Source organism: Janthinobacterium sp. FW305-128 (assembly GCF_020858135.1).
In the GTDB taxonomy this organism is placed as follows: domain Bacteria; phylum Pseudomonadota; class Gammaproteobacteria; order Burkholderiales; family Burkholderiaceae_D; genus Janthinobacterium.
Genome location: NZ_JACYMK010000011.1, coordinates 193,439 through 212,246, shown reverse-complemented (window position 1 = coordinate 212,246; position 18,808 = coordinate 193,439). Strand labels below are relative to the sequence as shown.

The 18,808-nt window shown below is 61.5% G+C and carries 18 protein-coding genes and 1 tRNA gene; 7 read left to right on the top strand and 12 right to left on the bottom strand.

The annotated features are described in order from the left end of the window. Positions 1-350: 350 nt before the first annotated feature. The 6 genes from IGS60_RS22310 to cysS all read right to left on the bottom strand — a co-directional run bounded on the left by IGS60_RS22310 (position 351) and on the right by cysS (position 6,759). A tRNA-Ser gene (locus tag IGS60_RS22310) sits at positions 351-443 on the bottom strand. 110 nt (positions 444-553) lie between these two features. Next, a complete protein-coding gene (locus IGS60_RS22305) occupies positions 554-1,801 on the bottom strand; it encodes an aspartate kinase (RefSeq protein ID WP_070221317.1) in 1,248 nt (415 codons plus the stop codon). 196 nt (positions 1,802-1,997) lie between these two features. Beyond that, the gene (gene tilS, locus IGS60_RS22300) at positions 1,998-3,416 is read right to left on the bottom strand and encodes a tRNA lysidine(34) synthetase TilS (RefSeq protein WP_230506232.1); all 1,419 of its coding nucleotides are present in this window, start codon (positions 3,414-3,416) and stop codon (positions 1,998-2,000) included. A gap of 206 nt (positions 3,417-3,622) precedes the next feature. Then, positions 3,623-4,597 (bottom strand): acetyl-CoA carboxylase carboxyltransferase subunit alpha, encoded by a 975-nt coding sequence (locus tag IGS60_RS22295; protein ID WP_034784047.1) that lies wholly within the window; start codon positions 4,595-4,597, stop codon positions 3,623-3,625. Between the two features lie 54 nt (positions 4,598-4,651). Further along, positions 4,652-5,365 carry a DNA-3-methyladenine glycosylase gene (locus tag IGS60_RS22290; protein ID WP_070221359.1) on the bottom strand — a complete coding sequence of 238 codons (714 nt, stop codon included), beginning with the start codon at positions 5,363-5,365 and terminating at the stop codon, positions 4,652-4,654. Then, entirely contained in the window at positions 5,365-6,759 is a 1,395-nt protein-coding gene (gene cysS, locus IGS60_RS22285; RefSeq protein WP_070221315.1) for a cysteine--tRNA ligase, read from the bottom strand. The genes IGS60_RS22290 and cysS overlap by 1 nt, the downstream gene beginning before the upstream one ends. Positions 6,760-7,037: 278 nt before the next feature. On the opposite strand from cysS, the gene IGS60_RS22280 reads away from it, so the two are divergent. The 7 genes from IGS60_RS22280 to IGS60_RS22250 all read left to right on the top strand — a co-directional run bounded on the left by IGS60_RS22280 (position 7,038) and on the right by IGS60_RS22250 (position 12,238). After that, complete coding sequence (locus IGS60_RS22280) at positions 7,038-7,667, top strand: peptidylprolyl isomerase (protein ID WP_175444739.1); 630 nt, start codon at positions 7,038-7,040, stop codon at positions 7,665-7,667. A 73-nt stretch (positions 7,668-7,740) separates the two neighbouring features. Continuing rightward, positions 7,741-8,232, top strand: a complete 492-nt coding sequence (locus tag IGS60_RS22275; RefSeq protein ID WP_070289832.1) for a peptidylprolyl isomerase — start codon at positions 7,741-7,743, stop codon at positions 8,230-8,232. An 86-nt stretch (positions 8,233-8,318) separates the two neighbouring features. Next, the gene (locus tag IGS60_RS22270; protein WP_230506231.1) at positions 8,319-9,074 is read left to right on the top strand and encodes a UDP-2,3-diacylglucosamine diphosphatase; all 756 of its coding nucleotides are present in this window, start codon (positions 8,319-8,321) and stop codon (positions 9,072-9,074) included. Between the two features lie 69 nt (positions 9,075-9,143). Further along, positions 9,144-9,860, top strand: a complete 717-nt coding sequence (locus IGS60_RS22265) for a DUF72 domain-containing protein (RefSeq protein WP_230506230.1) — start codon at positions 9,144-9,146, stop codon at positions 9,858-9,860. 130 nt (positions 9,861-9,990) lie between these two features. Continuing rightward, positions 9,991-10,371: a GntR family transcriptional regulator gene (locus tag IGS60_RS22260; protein ID WP_070289838.1), complete on the top strand. Its 381-nt coding sequence runs from the start codon at positions 9,991-9,993 to the stop codon at positions 10,369-10,371. Beyond that, positions 10,368-11,240 carry an ABC transporter ATP-binding protein gene (locus tag IGS60_RS22255; protein WP_230506229.1) on the top strand — a complete coding sequence of 291 codons (873 nt, stop codon included), beginning with the start codon at positions 10,368-10,370 and terminating at the stop codon, positions 11,238-11,240. Before IGS60_RS22260 ends, IGS60_RS22255 begins: the two co-directional genes overlap by 4 nt. Continuing rightward, complete coding sequence (locus IGS60_RS22250) at positions 11,237-12,238, top strand: hypothetical protein (protein ID WP_230506228.1); 1,002 nt, start codon at positions 11,237-11,239, stop codon at positions 12,236-12,238. Before IGS60_RS22255 ends, IGS60_RS22250 begins: the two co-directional genes overlap by 4 nt. A gap of 88 nt (positions 12,239-12,326) precedes the next feature. Here the strand turns inward: IGS60_RS22250 and udk are convergent, their stop codons facing one another. From udk to rnr, 6 genes are all read right to left on the bottom strand, one after another. Continuing rightward, entirely contained in the window at positions 12,327-12,968 is a 642-nt protein-coding gene (gene udk, locus IGS60_RS22245) for a uridine kinase (protein ID WP_070221308.1), read from the bottom strand. 48 nt (positions 12,969-13,016) lie between these two features. Further along, complete coding sequence (locus tag IGS60_RS22240; protein ID WP_230506227.1) at positions 13,017-13,520, bottom strand: DUF2199 domain-containing protein; 504 nt, start codon at positions 13,518-13,520, stop codon at positions 13,017-13,019. Between the two features lie 13 nt (positions 13,521-13,533). Beyond that, complete coding sequence (locus IGS60_RS22235) at positions 13,534-14,232, bottom strand: YceH family protein (RefSeq protein ID WP_070221306.1); 699 nt, start codon at positions 14,230-14,232, stop codon at positions 13,534-13,536. 10 nt (positions 14,233-14,242) lie between these two features. Next, the gene (cysE, locus tag IGS60_RS22230) at positions 14,243-14,992 is read right to left on the bottom strand and encodes a serine O-acetyltransferase (RefSeq protein WP_034784004.1); all 750 of its coding nucleotides are present in this window, start codon (positions 14,990-14,992) and stop codon (positions 14,243-14,245) included. Between the two features lie 194 nt (positions 14,993-15,186). Continuing rightward, a complete protein-coding gene (gene rlmB / locus IGS60_RS22225; protein WP_058048541.1) occupies positions 15,187-15,930 on the bottom strand; it encodes a 23S rRNA (guanosine(2251)-2'-O)-methyltransferase RlmB in 744 nt (247 codons plus the stop codon). 15 nt (positions 15,931-15,945) lie between these two features. Further along, entirely contained in the window at positions 15,946-18,495 is a 2,550-nt protein-coding gene (gene rnr / locus IGS60_RS22220) for a ribonuclease R (protein WP_230506226.1), read from the bottom strand. Positions 18,496-18,808 lie beyond the last annotated feature (313 nt).

Genomic DNA, 18,808 nt, shown 5'->3' with positions numbered 1-18,808 from the left:
TGCCTCAATGCTGCCGGCATAGGCCGCGCCGGCCAGTATGAAATTTCTGCGCGGCATTTGTGGATTATGCAACTTTTTAAGGGGATTGGGCTGAATGCGGTGAAAAAGAATCTCTTGCTGAGCAAAGGCTGGCGCAGGCGCCCGCAGAGGCCGGCGCATGCGCTTGCCGCTACTGCCTGAGATGAGGGGACGGCGTTGGCCGCTGCGCGGCCAACGGGGCCGCGCGGGGCGCGGCAGATGGGCGATTCGGAGAGCCTGCGCGCCCTTCAGGGCGCTCCGTCTTCGAATCCCACCGTTCCGTCCAGACAAATAAAAAAGCCTCCCGCAGGGGAGGCTTTTTTATTTGATTCTGGCGGAGACGGTGGGATTCGAACCCACGATACAGGTATAAGCCGTATGCATCCTTAGCAGGGATGTGCCTTCGGCCACTCGGCCACGTCTCCTAGCTGATTACTCAACTATGTCTCTGTAGCTAACTGCGCTGCAGCGACGAACGTCATAATATCGATTGCCCCCCCTTTGGTCAAGGGCGTGGGGCAATATTTTTGGATATTTAAGCTTTTTCCAGCTCGAACGCTTTATGCAGCGCGCGCACGGCCAGTTCCATGTACTTTTCATCGATCAGCACGGAGATCTTGATCTCGGAAGTGGAGATCATCATGATGTTGATGCCCTCTTCCGACAAGGTACGGAACATTTGCGATGCGACGCCCACGTGGCTGCGCATGCCCACGCCGACGACGGACAGTTTCGACACTTTCGCGTCGCCCGTGATGCTGGCCGCACCCAGTGCTTCGCGGTTCGCTTCCAGCACGGCCAGCGCGCGCGTGTATTCGCCGCGCGAGACGGTGAAGGTGAAGTCCGTTTTACCGTCGACCGACTGATTCTGTATGATCATGTCGACTTCGATATTCGCGTCCGCCACCGGTCCCAGGATGTGGTACGCCACGCCTGGACGGTCGGGCACGCCGAGCACGGTGATTTTGGCTTCATCGCGGTTGAAGGCGATGCCGGAGATGACTGCTTGTTCCATGTTTGTATCTTCCTCAAACGAAATCAGGGTGCCTGAATTGGCTTCTATTTCCAGCGGCAACATCGGGTCGGTCAGCGACGACAGCACGCGCGTGGGCACGCGGTAGTTGCCGGCGAATTCCACCGAACGCGTTTGCAGCACTTTGGAACCCAGCGAAGCCAGTTCCAGCATTTCTTCAAAGGTGATGGTCTTCAGGCGGCGCGCCTCGGAAACCACGCGCGGGTCGGTCGTGTAGACGCCGTCGACGTCCGTGAAGATCAGGCATTCGGACGCCTTCATGGCGGCGGCGATCGCCACGGCCGAGGTATCGGAACCGCCGCGGCCCAGGGTCGCGATGTTGTCGTGTTCGTCGACGCCCTGGAAACCGGTAATGATGACGATCTTGCCCGCATCGAGGTCGCGTTTGACTTTTTCGTCATCGATCGACTGGATGCGTGCCTTGGTAAAGGCGGAATCGGTCTTGATCGCGACTTGCCAGCCAGCATAAGATACGGCTTGTTTGCCGATCGCCAGCAGTGCCATCGACAATAGGCCGACGGACACCTGTTCGCCTGTCGAGGCGATCATGTCAAGTTCACGGGGATCGGGTTGATCCATGATTTCCTTGGCCAGTCCAATCAGGCGGTTGGTTTCGCCCGACATGGCGGATGGCACCACCACGATTTGATGCCCGGCGTCGTGCCACTTGGCAACGCGCTTGGCGACATTCTTGATACGGTCAGTCGAGCCCATCGACGTACCGCCATATTTGTGGACGATTAAAGCCATAAGAGTGAAGTTTCCGCTCAAGAAGAATAAAAAAGGAGGGCTTTACTCTACATGCCGCAATGCAAAATAACAAGCTAAAAAGCGCATTAGCTCATACCAATTGTACATATGGAAATAACCAATCCATACAGTCCAGCTGGCTGGAGCAGCCACTTGGCGATCACCGCGAGAGTGGCCGTGGAGGCTGCCCCTGCGCTCAGCAGGAGAGCCAGCGCAAAGTCACGCGAGGACGGTCCAGCAGACTCAGACAATGGCAGTCGAGGCCGATACCGGCCGCGTACAGCAATTGTTGCGCCGCACAGACAAGCGGCAGGCGCTCACGCTCCCAGGCGGGCACGTCGAACGCCTGGTAATGGTATTTCAAGCTCTTGGTGGGACGGTTCAAGGCCAGCTTCAGGCGCTCGCCCCCCTGGCGAAAATCGATGGTCAGTGTCTGTGCTTGCAGCCAGGCAATATCGATACCCCGGCCGCCGTCTTCCACCGCATCGAAATGCAGCACGCCGCCATACGCGGGGAACGCCAGGCTCGCTTCGCCCTGCCAGCTAAATTGCTGGCCGGCCTTTTCCAGGCCGGGAATACCCGCGTCGTCACGCTCGCGCATGCCGGCAAGGTCATTCAGCTTGGGCGTCAGGTACAGCCGGTCGCGATGGCGCCGCACGTGGCATTCGGGATGCGTGACCAGCAATTGCGCATCGGGCCGCGCTTCCAGCAATTGCGCCAGCATTTCCGCCAGCCATGCCGTCGACGGCATGCGCAAGCCGCGCGTGCCGAACCAGTGGCGCAGCAGGTTGTAGCAGCGGTCCGCGCTCAGCGCGCGCAATTTCGCCAGTTCGATGCAGTCGCCATCGAGGCACATTGCCAAATCCTGCGTCGCCAGCTCCGTCAGCAGGCGCTGCGCCGATTGCGCGTGCTGGGCGCTGCGGGCGAAGCGTTCCTGGAAACCGGGAAAGGCCTGCGCCAGCACGGGCATCACCTGGTGCCGCAGGGCATTACGGGCAAAGCGGGGATCGTCGTTCGACTCGTCGTGGATGTGCGCGATCGCATGCTTCGCCACGTACGCTTCGAGTTGTTTGCGCGACACGGAAAGCAGCGGGCGCGCCATCACCAGGTCCGGATTGCCCAGCAGCTCGGGCGCGCCGTTGGCGCCATCCATACCGGACAGGCCTGCCGTGCCCGAGCCGCGCAGCAATTGCAGCAGCACCGTTTCCGCCTGGTCATCCTGGTGATGGGCCGTCAGCAGCAGGCGCACGCCGTGCGCGGCGCACAATTCACCCAGGGCCGCGTAACGGCGCTTGCGGGCCGCCTCTTCCGTGCCCGTCTTCGCATTCTTTTCCAAGGTGACCTTGCGTGCCTCGAAGGCGATACCCATGCCGGCGCACAACTGCGCGCAGTGGGCCAGCCAGGCATCCGCGTTCGGGCTCAGGCCATGGTGCACGTGAAACGCGTGCAAGGCCACGCCGTGCTCTTGCGCCCAGGCATGCGCCAGGTGCAGCAGGGCCGCGGAATCGAGGCCGCCGCTCAGGGCGATGCCGACGGTGCTGCCGGGTGCAGGTGCGCAGGCGTCCAGCGCGCGGGCGAAGATGTCGGGCACGGTGGCGGTTTGTTGCTTTTTCATTCGGACTCCGGGAATGCAAAGAGGGACAGGCGGCTAAACGGATGGTGTCGTTTAGCGGACTGTCCCTGGTAACTCTTGATATTTTGTCGGATTACGTCTTGTCGGATTACGTCTTGTCGGCTTACGTCTTGTCGGCTTACGCTGCGCTAAGCCGACCTACGCCGACCTACGCCGACCCACGTCGACCGGAGCCGACTTGCGCTGGCTTACTCGCTCGGCGTGGTTTCCTTGAACTTGCCGTAGCTCAGCAGTTTTTCGTGGCGCGCGGCCAGCAAGTCCTTGGTTTTCATGCCCTGGAACTGGCGCAGGGTGTCGGCCAGTGCGCGTTTGAGCAAGGTGGCCATCTGTTTCGGATCGCGGTGGGCGCCGCCCAGCGGTTCGTTGATGATCTTGTCGATCAGGCCCATGGCTTTCAGGCGGTGGGCAGTCAGACCCAGCGCTTCGGCCGCGTCGGAGGCGCGCTCGGCGCTCTTCCACAGGATCGAGGCGCAGCCTTCCGGCGAAATCACGGCGTAGGTCGAGTATTGCAGCATCAGCACGGCGTCGCCCACGGCGATGGCCAGTGCGCCGCCGGAACCGCCTTCACCGATGATGGTGGCGATCAGCGGCACTTTCAGTTCAGCCATCACGTACAGGTTGTGGCCGATGGCTTCCGACTGGCCGCGCTCTTCCGCGTCGATGCCGGGGAAGGCGCCTGGCGTGTCGACGAAGGTGAAGATGGGCAGGTTGAACTTTTCCGCCACTTTCATCAGGCGCATGGCCTTGCGGTAGCCTTCCGGTTTCGGCATGCCGAAATTGCGCATGGCGCGCTCTTTCGTGTCGCGGCCCTTCTGGTGGCCGATGACCATGCACGGCTGACCGTTGAAGCGGGCCAGGCCGCCGACGACGGACAGATCGTCCGCGTAGCTGCGGTCGCCATGCAATTCGTGGAAATCGGTAAAGATTTCATTCACGTAATCCATGGTGTAGGGGCGTTGCGGGTGGCGCGCGATCTGCGCCACTTGCCAAGGGGTCAGCTTGGCGTAGATATCCTTGGTCAGCTGCTGGCTCTTCTTGGCCAGGCGGTCGATCTCTTCCGAGATGTCGACGGCCGAATCGTCTTGCACGAAGCGCAACTCTTCGATCTTGGAATCGAGTTCCGCGATCGGCTGTTCAAAATTGAGGAAAGTCGTTTTAGTCATTGTACCTCCAGGTTTTACCGGCCACGGCGCCAGGGCGCGCGGCGTCATCTATGTTTATTTTACCGTACCGGCTGGTGCGCCGGGGGCTGTATCGGATGCGGCAGGGGCGGCTGCAGGGTCGAGACTGCGCCACAAATACCACGTCGCCACGGTGCGCCACGGTTCCCAATTGGCAGAAACTTCGCGCGCATCGCTGCGGGAAACGGGTTCGCCGGAGAAATAATTGACGCTGATGCCCTGGATCAAACCAGGGTCGTCAAGCGGCAAGACATTCGGCCGGAGCAGATTAAATATCAGAAACATCTCGGCTGTCCAGCGGCCGATGCCGCGGATCTGCACCAGTTCGGCGATGACGGCTTCGTCATCCATCTGGTCCCACTGGCTCGCGTGCACGCGCTTGGCCTTGAAATGGTCGGCCAGGTCGAGGATGTATTCGGTCTTGCGTTTGGACAAACCGCAGGCGGACAATTGCTCGGCGCCTGCCTTCAATACTTGCGAAGGCGTGCATTTCGGGCAAGCCAGCAGCAGCTTTTTCCAGGCGGCATCAGCCGCCTTGGGCGTGATCTGCTGGCCCACCAGCGAACGGGCCAGGGTGGTAAACGGGTCGCTGTGGCCGACCAGGTGCAGGTCGCCAAATTGCGGGATGAGTTTTTTCATGATGCGGTCGCGCTTCATCAGCTCGATCTTCGCCTCTTCCCAGTAGTGCGGCACCTGGATCACCTGCGCAGCGATTACTGGCGCTTCCCCGTTTTCCCTGGACGTCGCCATCATGCGCGGCGCCAGTTGGTCGAGCCGTCAGGCTTGTCTTCAAGAATGATGCCTGCGGCCAGCAAGTCGGCGCGGATCTTGTCGGACTGGGCAAAGTCGCGCGCCTTTTTCGCCGCACTGCGCGCCGCAATCGCCGCTTCGATGCCGGCCGCCTCGTCCTGGCCGCCGGCGGCGCCGACGGTCGCCTGCAGGAATTGCTGCGGCGTGCGTTCCAGCAAGCCGAATACGCCCGCCAGGCCCTTCAATTGACGCGCCAGGGCGGGCGATTTGCTCTTGTTGACTTCCGTTGCCAGGTCGAACAGGGCCGCCACGGCCAGCGGCGTATTGAAATCGTCGTCCATCGCTTCGCGCACGCGCACGGCATGGGCTTCGTTCCAGTCGATGGCGCCCTCTTCCACCGCCACGTCGGCCAGCGCCGTGTACAGGCGCGTCAGCGACAGGCGCGCATCATCGAGGTGCACGTCCGAGTAATTCAGGGGGCTGCGGTAATGCGCGCGCAGGATGAAGAAGCGGATCACTTCGGCATCGAACTTTTGCAGCACTTCGCGGATGGTGAAGAAATTGCCGAGCGACTTGGACATTTTTTCATTGTCCAGGCGCACGAAACCGTTATGTATCCAGTAATTGACGCTGGTGTGGCCGAACGCGCCTTCGGATTGGGCGATCTCGTTTTCGTGGTGCGGGAATTGCAAGTCCGCGCCGCCGCCATGGATGTCGAATTGTTCACCGAGCAAGGCGCAGGACATGGCCGAGCACTCTATATGCCAGCCCGGGCGGCCCTTGCCCCACTTCGAATCCCATTTGACTTCTTCCGGCTCGGACTCCTTCGACGACTTCCACAGCACGAAGTCGAGCGGATCGCGCTTGCCCGTGTTGACGTCGACACGCTCGCCCGCGCGCAGGTCGTCGAGCGACTTGCCCGACAGCTTGCCGTAGTGGGGGAAATTGCGCACGGCGTAATTGACGTCGCCGTCGGCCCCCTGGTAGGCCAGGTCCTTCGCTTCGAGCTGCTCGATCAGGCGCAGCATCTGCGGCACGTACTCGGTGGCGCGCGGCGTGTGGTCGGGCGTCAAAATGCCCAGCGCGGCCGTGTCTTCATCCATGTACTGGGTGAAACGCGTCGTCAGCTGGGAAATCGTCTCGCCGTTTTCCACGGCGCGGCGGATGATCTTGTCGTCGATGTCCGTAATGTTGCGCACATAGGTGACGTCGAAACCGGACGCCTTCAGCCAGCGGTAGATGACGTCGAAGGCCATCATCATGCGCGCATGGCCGATATGGCAATAATCGTAGATGGTCATGCCGCAGACGTACATGCGTACCTTGCCCGCTTCCATCGGGACGAATACCTGCTTCTCGCGAGCCAGGGTGTTGTAAATCTTTAGATTGCTCATCGTACTTTGCAAGTGAAGCGGCCGCCAGCCTGGCAAAACGACAGACAGGCGCGGACACCGGGGGTGCCGCGCCACTGAACTGCCGTGTGCGCCGAAAACTGTCGACCCGCTATATTGTTGTTCTTGTTTGTTAGAATTGGGGCGTTAGCGGTCAAGTATAACATTGATAAAAACCATACTGGCCCGATATGAATCAGGTTTTTACGATGTTCAACCGAATTTTCAGCTCTTTACAATTAAAGCAAGTTTAGAGAAAAATAACGATCAAGGACGCCTTCATGCAAGAAACCAAATCAAAACGCCTGTCTTTCCTGGCCCGCTTTTGCACCCTGTTTGCCGGCCTGACGCTGGGCAGCGCCGTCGTGGCGGCCGCTCCGGCGACCGCCCTCGACCCCACGCCCCATGTGGCCCTGAAAACCAGCATGGGCGAAATCGTGCTGGAACTGAATCAGGAAAAAGCGCCGCAAAGCGTGGCCAATTTCTTGCAGTATGTCAAAAGCGGTTATTACAAGGGCACGGTGTTTCACCGCGTCATCGACGGCTTCATGATACAGGGCGGCGGCTTCGACAAGAACATGAAGCAGAAAGCCACCAAGGCGCCGATCAAGAATGAAGCGCAAAACGGCTTGCAAAACGTCACCTACAGCATCGCCATGGCGCGCACGGGCGATCCGCATTCGGCCACCGCGCAATTCTTTATCAACGTGAACGACAACGGCGCGCTCGACTACCCTGGCCGCGACGGCTTCGGCTACACGGTGTTCGGCAAAGTCATCAAAGGCATGGACGTGGTCGACAAGATCAAGGCCGTGCCCGTGGCAGACAAGGGACCGCACCAGAACGTGCCCGTCACCCCCGTGGTGATCGAATCGGCGACTTTACTCAAGTCCGCGCCCGCAAAACTGTAAAATAGCGTTTTTGCGGCGCCGGCCTGCCTGGCGCCGCTGAATCAATTATTCATCCAATTTATTAAGGATCATCATGACCTCCGTCATCATCACCACCAATCTGGGCAAGATCACCGCTGAACTGGACGCCGAAAAAGCGCCGAAAACGGTTGCCAACTTCCTGGCCTACATGCAAGCCGGCCACTACGACAACACGATCTTCCACCGCGTCATCGACGGCTTCATGATCCAGGGCGGCGGTTTCGAGCCAGGCATGAAACAGAAGCCTGCCGACACCACCGTGGAAAACGAAGCCAAGAACGGCCTGAAAAACGATACCTACACCCTGGCCATGGCCCGCACGTCGGACCCGCACTCGGCATCGGCCCAGTTCTTCATCAACATCAAGAACAACAGCTTCCTCGACTACCCAGGCCAGGACGGCTGGGGTTACGCCGTGTTCGGTAAAGTTACCGACGGCAAGGAAGTCGTCGACGCCATCCGCGCCGTGAAAACCTCGCGCGCCGGCATGTTCGCCGACGTGCCAGTGACCGACGTCATCATCGAGAAGGTTGAAGCCGCGTAATTCGGCTCTGGCATCATGAATCACAGGCATTGCCGCGTTGGCGCCTCTCCATCTACATCACTTTTTGGGAGCGTTGAACGATGACAATGCCTGCCGCCCTCTTTATTTCCGACCTGCATCTGCAGAGTTCGCACCCGCGCACCAGCGCGGCGTTTCTTTCTTTCCTGGAACACCATGCGCAATATGCGCAAGCGCTGTATCTATTAGGCGACCTGTTCGAATACTGGGCCGGCGACGATGACCTGGAAGACCCGTTCAATGCGCGCATGACGGCCGCCATCCGCGCCGTCAGCGATGCCGGCGTGCATGTCTACTGGATCGCCGGCAACCGCGACTTTCTTGTCGGCTCCGGCTTTGCCGCCGCCGCCGGCGCCACCCTGCTCAGCGAACCGCACGTGGCCACGATTGCCGGCCGGCGCATCGTCTTGCTGCATGGCGACGCCGAATGCACGAAAGACGTCAAGTACATGGAGTTTCGCGCCATGGTGCGCCAGCCCGCCTGGCAAAAACAGTTCCTGTCCATGCCGCTGGCGCAGCGCAAGGCCATCATCGATGGTTTGCGCCAGAGCAGCCGCGAGCACAATGGCGAAAAATCCATGGACATCATGGATGTCACCCCCGATGCTGTCGCGCAAGTATTTGCCGAACACGCGAGCACCGTCATGATCCACGGCCATACACACCGCCCTGCCGTGCACCAGGTCGACAATACCTTGCGCTATGTCCTGCCCGACTGGGAATGCGACGTGACGCCGCCACAACAGCCGCGCGGCGGCTGGATCGCCATCGATACGCGCGGCAACATCACGCGCCATGACCTGAACGGCGAGATCATCGACTAGGCTTGCGCCGACGGCCGCACGGGCGTTTGTCCGATAGCCGCGCCCGCCTGGCCTTGCTGTAATGGCGCCATGCACACTGTTCACATCGGCACGGCCGGCTGGAGCATTTCCAGCGCCGCCGCCAGCCGCTTTCCCCTCGATGGCAGCCACCTGCAGCGTTATGCCCAGGTGCTGGACTGCGTGGAAATCAACAGCTCGTTCTACCGTCCGCACCAGCCGTCAACCTACGCACGCTGGGCCGCCAGCGTGCCCGAGCATTTCCGCTTCAGCGTGAAATTACCGCGAAGCATCACACACGAACGGCGCTTGCGCGACTGTGCGGCCGAACTCGACCGTTTTGCGGGAGAAGTCATGCAACTGGGGAATAAACTGGGCTGCGTGCTGGTGCAGCTGCCGCCCAGCCTGCGTTTCGAGGCCGACGTGGCCAGCGCATTTTTCCATGCGCTGCGCCAGCGCTTCGACGGCATGCTCGCCTGCGAAGCGCGCCACCCCAGCTGGTTCGAGGCGGGCGCGACCGAACTATTGACGCTGCAAGGCATCACGCGCGTGCGGGCCGATCCGCCTGCGGGACAGCCGGGGCCGCACATACCGACGACCAGCGTGGCCTACCTGCGCCTGCACGGCAGCCCAAAGATTTATTACTCGGACTACCCGGGCGACTACCTGGCGGCGCAGGCCGCCGACTTGCACACATCGGCGCAGGCGGGCAGCTGGTGCATCTTCGACAACACGGCGGCCGGCGCAGCCCTGTTCAATGCGCTGGACCTGCATGCGCGGCTGGCCTGAAAATACGTGTTGATTTTTTGAGACTTAGTGTTATAGTTAACTACAACACCGATCAACTACATCACGGAGCTTCGATGCCTACAGCATTTTTCACGCGCCGCACGGCCCCGCCCTTGTGGGAGCGCATCCCATGAGCACGGAATGGAATGACAATAGCCCCATCTACCGCCAGCTCAAGGCCAGGGTGGTGGGCATGATGCTCGATGGCGTGCTGCAGTCCGGCGACGCCCTGCCGTCGGTACGCCAGGTGGCGGCCGATTATCAATTGAACCCCATCACGGTTTCGCGCGCCTATCAGGAACTGGTCGACGATGCCCTGGTGGAAAAACGCAGAGGACTCGGTATGTATGTCTTGGAAGGCGCCCGCGACAAATTGCTGGCCAGTGAACGCGAGCGCTTCATGCGCGAAGAATGGCCGGCGATGCTGGAACGCATCACGCAACTGGACCTTAACCTCGAGCAACTACTGCAGGCGAGCCGCGACAGTGGCGCACACGGAGAGAGCGCATGAATGCATTGAACAAGGACAGCCTCATCAGCGCCCGCGGCCTGCGCAAGCAGTATGGCAAACAGGTCGCCATCGACGGCATCAGCTTCGATATCGCGCCGGGGCGCATCGTCGGCTTGATCGGGCCGAACGGTTCCGGCAAGACCACCACGCTGAAAGCCATCCTGGGCCTGACGGGCTTCGAAGGCCAGCTGTCGGTGCTGGGACGCGATCCGCGCCTGCAGCGCGACGCGCTGATGGACGACGTATGCTTCATCGCCGACGTGGCCATCCTGCCGGGCTGGCTGCGCGTGGCCGACGCCATCGATTTCGTTGCCGGCGTGCATCCACGTTTCGACCGCAGCAAGGCCGAGCGCTATCTGGCCCACACCAAGCTGGCGCCGAAGATGAAGGTCAAGGCCATGTCGAAAGGCATGGTGGTGCAGCTGCACCTGGCGCTGGTGATGGCCATCGACGCCAAACTGCTGGTGCTCGACGAGCCGACCCTGGGGCTGGACATTCTGTACCGCAAGCAGTTCTACCAGAACCTGCTGCAAGACTATTTCGATGAAAACAAGACCATCGTCATCACCACGCACCAGATCGAGGAAGTGGAACACATCCTGAGCGACCTGATGTTTATTCGCGACGGCAAGATCGTGCTGGCATCGAGCATGGAAGAGGTGGGCGAGCGCTACATCGAGGTGATGGTGGGCCCGCAGCACGTCAATCCGGCGCGCGCGCTGCAGCCGATCAGCGAACGCAGCGTGTTCGGCAAGTCGGTGATGCTGTTCGACGGCGTCGCCCGCACCCAGCTGGCGGCCCTGGGCGAAGTCCGCACGCCCAGCCTGGCTGACCTGTTTGTCGCGACCATGAAAGGATCGTACCAATGAGTATTTCCCCTGCAAACAAGATGCAATGGCTGATCCGGCGTGAATTGTGGGAACACAAGGGCATGCTGGTTTGGACGCCCGCCCTGATCGGCGTCGTCATGACCGTACTGGGCGCCCTGGTGACGATAGCCACCATCGCCAAGACCAAGATGCGCACGGCGCTGATCGTCAATGGCGAAGAAGTGTCCTGGAGCACGGTCTTCAATACCCGCACCTTCGGCCCGCGCCGCACGGAAATCATCGACGCCGTCGCCAACAACTACACGTACGCGGCCGCGCCGCTGTTCCTGGCACTGGGCTTTCTCGTGTTTTTCTATTGCCTGAGCGCCCTGCATGAAGACCGCCGCGACCGCAGCGTGCTGTTCTGGAAATCGCTGCCCATCTCGGATGCCCAGACGGTGCTGTCGAAAGCGGCCATCGCCCTGCTCGTCGCGCCGCTGATCGTGGCCGCCGCCGCCAGCCTGACCTCGCTGCTCCTGGTGCTGATCCTGAGCGGCGTGCTGGCGGTCAACGGCATCCATGTGTTCGCCGAACTGCTCGCCACGCCCGGCCTGTATCTGGGACCGCTGCGCGTATTCGGCTTGCTGCCCGTGTATTGCCTGTGGGCCTTGCCGACGGTCGGATGGCTGCTGATGGTGTCGAGCTGGGCCAAGTCGAAAGTCTTCCTGTGGGCCGTCGGCGTGCCGCTGCTGCTGCTCATCCTGGCCGTCTGGGCCGGCAAGCTGACGCAGACGGAAAGCGGCGTCGACTGGATACAGATGAACGTCATCGGACGCGCCCTGCTGGGCACCCTCCCCGGCAGCTGGTATCTGTTCGAGCCGGACCTGCTGCCGCAGATGCACGCGCTGGCAGAGGGGGGATCGCACGCGACGCGCACTGATGTGTTCAGCAACTCCTGGTCCAGCCTGGCCTCGCCAGCCGTGTGGCTGGGTGCGGCGGCAGGCGCGGCGCTGATTTACGCCGCCATCCGCCTGCGCCGCTGGCGCGAGGAAGGCTGAGCCCCCTCTTCCATGGGCGGATTTGGGCGGCGCCCTGCACGCGTAACGCGTATGCCGGCCCGGCATACGCGCAGCGGACCGGCGGGGATCAGGCCCGCGTCAACCGGCCGATCACGCTGGCCACCTTGGCCGTGATCATGTCGACCGCGGGACCGTTGGCGCCGTGCGGCAAGATCACATCGGCATTGCGCTTGGTCGGTTCGATGAATTGCTTGTGCATCGGGCGTACCGTTTCCAGATACTGCTCGATGACGCTTTCCACGGAACGGCCGCGTTCCGTGATATCGCGTTGCATGCGGCGGATGAAGCGCACGTCGGAAGCCGTGTCGACAAAGATCTTCAGTGACATCATGTTGCGCAAGTCTTCGTCATACAAGGCAAACAGGCCTTCGATCACGATCACCGGCGCCGGCTTGACGGGAATGGTCCTGTTGGAGCGGTTGTGCAGCGTGAAGTCGTACTCCGGCATCTCGATCGCTTCGCCATTGCGCAAGGCCTGGATGTGCTGCACCAGCAATGGCCACTCGAACGCCTGCGGATGGTCGTAATTCTGCTGGCGCCGGACTTCAGGGGAGAGATGGGTTTGGTCGCAGTAATAGTCGTCCTGCATCACGACCGAGACCATGTCGGCACCGAACGACGCCAGCACCTGCTGTGATACGGTTGACTTGCCACTGCCGCTTCCGCCAGCGACACCAATAACAAACGGTTGGAAGGAAATATTATTCATGCCGAATGATACCGGAAACGCGGGCGGACTGACAGGGAGCGGCTCCTGTCACGCGTCATGCACGAGCCGCACATACAGCTCGGCCACCCGCTCGGCCGTGATGCCGTCGCGCTGTTCCACCGCCAGCGGATGGCCGGTCGGCTCCAGCTCGAGGTACGGACGCATGCCGTCGTCGCGCAGGTGTACACGGGTTTTCAGGTTCAGGGTAGCCGGATACACGGGCAGCTGCGTGCTGAGCCAGCCGAAGAAGGGGCCGATGTGCGTGCGCCTGGCGTCATTGAAACAGGCATCCCACGCATCGAAGCTCTCGCTGCTCAGCGACACCCACACGCCCCAGCTGAATGGTTCATCCGAGCCATGCACGGGGATGTCGATGGTGGCGCGCACGAAGCAGTGTTTTTCGTCGACGATGCAGGCGTCACTGTCGAGCTGGCAGCGCGTTTCGCGCTCGGCGGGCGCCATCTGCTCAACCAGCCACGGCGCGTCGGCGCCGAAGCTGGGCATGCCCGTGTGGGTCTCGCCGCAGGCGCGGCACAGGAAGGAAAAACGCATGCGTGAAGGCTGCTTATTCGAATTGCTTGCGGAACGCCTCGAACTGCGCCGCCAGGCCATCGAAGTCGCTGCGCAATTGCAGCACTTCCTGTTCCAGCTGGGCCACCCTGCTGCCCTGCTGCGGCGCGCTGACGGCACCAGCGTAACCTGCCGCCGTCTCGATCTGCGCCAGCGCTTCCTCGCCGCCCAGCAAATGGCCGTAGCGCGGCTCCTTGGCGCCGGGTGCGACGGCCAGCTTGGCCACCAGCGGCGGATATTTGTCGATCAAAAACTGCAGGCCGGATTCCACCTCGGCGACGGACTTGAATTCATGTACGCGGCCGCTGCGGCTGCGGATTTCGCCCGCCGTCTGCAAGCCGCGCAGCATCAGGATCGTCAGGATGGCCAGCTTGTCCTGTTCCAGCGACCACTTGATGCGCATACGGTGTTCGTACTTGGCGACCCGCGCGCCGGCCTGCGTGATGCCGTTGACGAACTTGCGCTGCATCAGGCGCTGCAGCACGTCGTAGACGGTTTCTTCGGACAGGGCCATGACGGGGTCGCGGCTCGACAGCTGGTTGCAGCCGTTCGTCAGCGCGTTGAGCGAGAGCGGGTAGCTGTCCGGCGTCAACGCTTCCTTTTCAGCCAGCACAGCCAGCACGCGGATCTCGAAGGGGTCGAGCAGATTCGGATTGTCATTGCTTTTTTCGCCTGCCGTCACATCAGTATTCATGCCTGTATCCTTAATCAACCAGCTTGTTCATTTGCTCGGAATCGAATTTATCACACTCGGGCACGCCCTGGCAGCAGATGCCCGCCGCCTTCAGGGTGGCGAGGATGGTTTCGATGCGCTGCTCCTGCGCCACGGCGTGCGTGATCAGGCCTTGCAGGGCTTTCGACAGCGGATCGTCGCCGTTGGGCGTGACGCCGTACGCGGCAAACAAATGCGCCGTGCTGCCTTCGCGCAAGGCGCTGACATCCTTTTGCACGATGTGCGCGGGGTTGCCGACGGCCGTCGCGCCGGACGGCACGGGTTTCAATAGCACCGCGTTCGAGCCCACCTTGGCGTATTCGCCCACCGTGAAGCTCCCCAGCACCTGCGCGCCGGCGCCGACGATGACGCCGCGCTCCAGGGTCGGATGACGCTTGGCGCCGCTGTGCAGCGAAGTGCCGCCCAAGGTGACCCCCTGGTAAATGGTGCAGTCGTCGCCGACGACGGCCGTCTCGCCGATCACCACGCCGAAACCATGGTCGATGAAGACGCGCCGGCCGATGACGGCGCCCGGATGGATCTCGATGCCCGTGATGATGCGGGCGATATACGAAATGAAGCGCCCCACCCATTTCATGTGCCGCGTCCAGCACCAGTGCGCCCAGCCGTGCATGACGATGGCGTGCAGGCCCGGATAACAGGTCAGCACCTCCCAGCCATTGCGGGCGGCCGGGTCACGTTCAATGATGCTGTTGATATCTTCGCGCAGGTGGTGGAACATAATGAAAATGGATAAGGTGGAATGCAAATGGTAGCGTATTCGGCGACGTGCTGCCGGAGAGGCAGATAAACAACCGCCGCCTCAAGGGCGGCGGCTGATTTTCTGGAAGCGCTACAAAACGTTCAGGGCAAGGCGCATTGCCGAAGACAGTACGAATGTACGGCGAGGCAATGCAACGCCGCCATGGACGTTTTTTAGGCTTCCAGCGCGATGCGCTGGCGGCGGGCTTCGTAGAGGCACACACCGGAAGCCACGGACACGTTCAGGCTCTCGACGGAGCCGAACATCGGGATGCTGACGAGGATGTCGCATGTATCGCGCGTCAAGCGGCGCATGCCTTCGCCTTCGGAACCCATGACGAGGGCCGTCGGGCCCGTGAAATCGGCTTCGTACAAGCCTTTTTCGCCATCGTCCGAGGTACCGATCAGCCAGATGCCGCGGTCCTTCAGTTCGCGCATGGTGCGCGCCAGGTTCGTCACCGTGATGTACGGGACGGTTTCGGCGGCGCCGCTGGCAACCTTGGCGGCCGTGGCATTCAAGCCCACGGCGCGGTCCTTCGGCACGATGACGGCATGCGCGCCGACACCGTCGGCCACGCGCAGGCAGGCGCCCAGGTTGTGCGGGTCAGTGATGCCGTCGAGAATCAACAGCAGCGGCGGGCCATCGATGGCGTCCAGCAACTCGTCGAGATTGCGCGCCAGCGACAGCTGCGACGCAAACGCGATCACGCCCTGATGGCGGCGCGTGCCGACGATTTTATCGAGACGCGACGAATCGACGGGCATGACGCGCACGTTGGCCGCCTTGGCGGCGGCGATCATGTCCTTCATGCGGCCGTCGACGCGGCTGGCATCGACGAAAATTTCTTCCACGGACGACGCTTCATGACGCAGACGCGAAGTGACGGCGTGGAAGCCGAAAATCATTTTATTCTTCATTTGTTATCGTTTCTTTTATCGCTTGTTCTTGCTTGATTTTGATACAGTTTTTGCTGCTCGTGGTGCCGCCGCAGCGGGTGCCGCGGCTGGTTTCTTGCTGCGCTTCGGCGCGGCGGCCTTGGGGGCTGCTGCTTGCGGCGCTGCCTTGGTTTGCGCCTTGGCGGCAGGTTTGGCGCCATTGGCACGGCCGCCGGAACCATTGCCGGATTTGCCGCCGTTGTTGCCGCTGGCCTTGATTTCATGGCGCTGCTCGGTCGCGGGACCGGGCTTGACCATCGACTTCTTTTCGCCCTTGCGCTTGCCGCCAGACTGCTTGGCCGGCGCTTCGTCGCCCGCCAGTTCCGCATCGGTCACCAGACGCAGGTCGATCTTGCGCGTTTCCAGGTCGACACGCGCCACTTGCACCGTCAAACGGTCGGTCAGCTGGTAGCGCTTGCCCGTGCGTTCGCCGCGCAATTCATGGCGCGCATCGTCGTACTGGAAGTAATCGGTACCGAGCTCGGTGACGTGCACCAGGCCTTCGACAAACAGGGTGTCGAGTTGCACGAACACGCCGAAGGTGGTCACGCCGGTGATGGTGCCGGTGAACTCCTCGCCCAATTTGTCTTGCATGAAGTAGCACTTGAGCCAGGCTTCCACGTCGCGCGACGCTTCATCGGCGCGGCGCTCGTTGGCCGAGCAATGCACGCCCAGCGCGTCCCAGATGGTCAGGTCCGTCTTCTTCGGCTTGCCGTCGGCCTTGTCCTTCGCCTGCTGCTTGCGCGTGGCGTTCGACACATTCGTGTTCAGCACGACCTTATCGGACAGTTTCGGCTCGTATTTCTTGCCTTGCAGAATCGCCTTGATGGCGCGGTGCGTCAGCAGGTCGGGATAGCGGCGGATCGGGCTGGTGAAGTGGGCATACGCCTCGTAGGCCAGGCCGAAGTGGCCGATATTGTCCGGGCTGTAGACGGCTTGCTGCATCGAGCGCAGCAGCATCGTCTGCAGCAGGGCCGCGTCGGGACGCTGCTTGATCTGCTGCATCAGGGTCTGGTAATCGGATGCCGACGGCGTGTCGCCGCCCGTCAGGTTCAAGCCAACCTGTTTCAGGAAAGTACGCACTTGCGTGAGCTTTTCCTTGGTCGGGCTGGCGTGGATGCGGTAGGTGCCTGGATGCTTGTTACGCAGCAACAAATCGGCTGCGCAGACGTTGGCCGCCAGCATGCACTCTTCGATGATCTTGTGCGCTTCGTTGCGCGTGCGGGGGATGATCTTTTCGATCTTGCCCGCGCTGTTGCAGACGATATACGTTTCCGTCGTCTCGAAGTCGATGGCGCCCCGCTCCGTGCGTGCTTTCAGCAAGGCGCGGTAGACGGCTTCCAGGTTCTGCAGGTGCGGCAGGATGTCCGCGCGGCGTGCCGCTTCGGGTCCCTTGGTGTTGCCCAGCACGGCAGCGACTTCGTCATACGTGAGGCGCGCGGCCGAATGGATCACGGCTGGGTAGAACTGGTAAGCCTTCAGTTCACCCTTGTCGCTGACGACCGCGTCGCAGACGAGGGTCAAACGGTCGACGGCCGGGTTCAGCGAGCACAGGCCATTCGACAGTTTTTCCGGCAGCATCGGGATCACGCGGCGCGGGAAGTAGACGGACGTGCTGCGTTCGAGCGCGTCGATATCGAGCGCGTCGTTCGGTTTCACGTAATGGCTGACGTCGGCAATCGCCACGATCAGGCGGAAGCAGTTGGCGCGGCCGACCTTGACGGGTTCGCAATACACGGCATCGTCAAAATCGCGCGCGTCTTCGCCGTCGATGGTGACGAGCGGCACGTCGCGCAGGTCGACGCGGTCTTTCAGGTCGGCGGCGCGCACTTCGAACGGCAGTTTTTCAGCTTGCTTGAGGGCGGCGGCGGAAAAGATGTGCGGCACGTTGAATTTACGCACGGCAATTTCAATTTCCATGCCGGGATCATCCAGGGCACCGAGCACTTCGACGATCTTGCCGACCGGCTGCTTGAAGCGCATCGGTTGCTCGGTCAGCTCGACGCTGACGATCTGGCCGGCCTTCGCCTTGCCCACCGAACCGGTGACGAGAATGTCCTGGCCGATGCGCTGGTCTTCCGGCGCCACGACCCAGGTGCCGTTTTCCTGGATCAGGCGGCCGATGACGTGGGTATTGGCGCGCTGCGTGACTTCAACGATCGTGCCTTCCGGGCGGCCGCGGCGGTCCGTGCCGACGATGCGGGCCATGACCTTGTCGCCATGCAGAACTTTCTGCATTTCTTTCTCTGGCAGGAACAGGTCGGCGCTGGCGTCGTCGGGAATGACGAAACCGAAGCCGTCGCGGTGGCTCATGACGCGACCGGCGACAAGCGCGCTCTGGTCGGCCAGGCTGAAAACACCGCTGGCGTCAGACTTGAGCTGGCCGTCGCGCTCCATCGCCTTCAGGCGACGGACCAGGACATCCATGGAATCGGCATGCACTTGCAGCGTTTTCCCGAGAGACTGCGGGTCGAGAGGCGCGTTGACGCTGCGGAATATGCCGAGAATGTCCTCCCGGCTGGGGATGGTGTGGGTATTTTGGCTCAAAAGTATTTCTATAGTTGTTATTGACAGTGATCAAACGGAAGACAAAGACCGATGACATCACCGTCAATATTGACACGGTGATGTGCGGTAGTGTACCGGAGGACGCCTTGGTTTGCCTAACGCACAGCGTAGCGGAAACCGAACAAGTGCCCCGCCGATGAAAAAAAGGAGAAAAGCTGCGCAATGCATTTGACTTCGGCAAATATTGCTCTATAATCTCGGTCTCTTGCAGCAACAAACCTTCACGGGAATGCAGTTGCAGGAAAGCGGTACAGGGTTGATGTGCAGTATGGAGCGAAAGCTCATCTGGCGC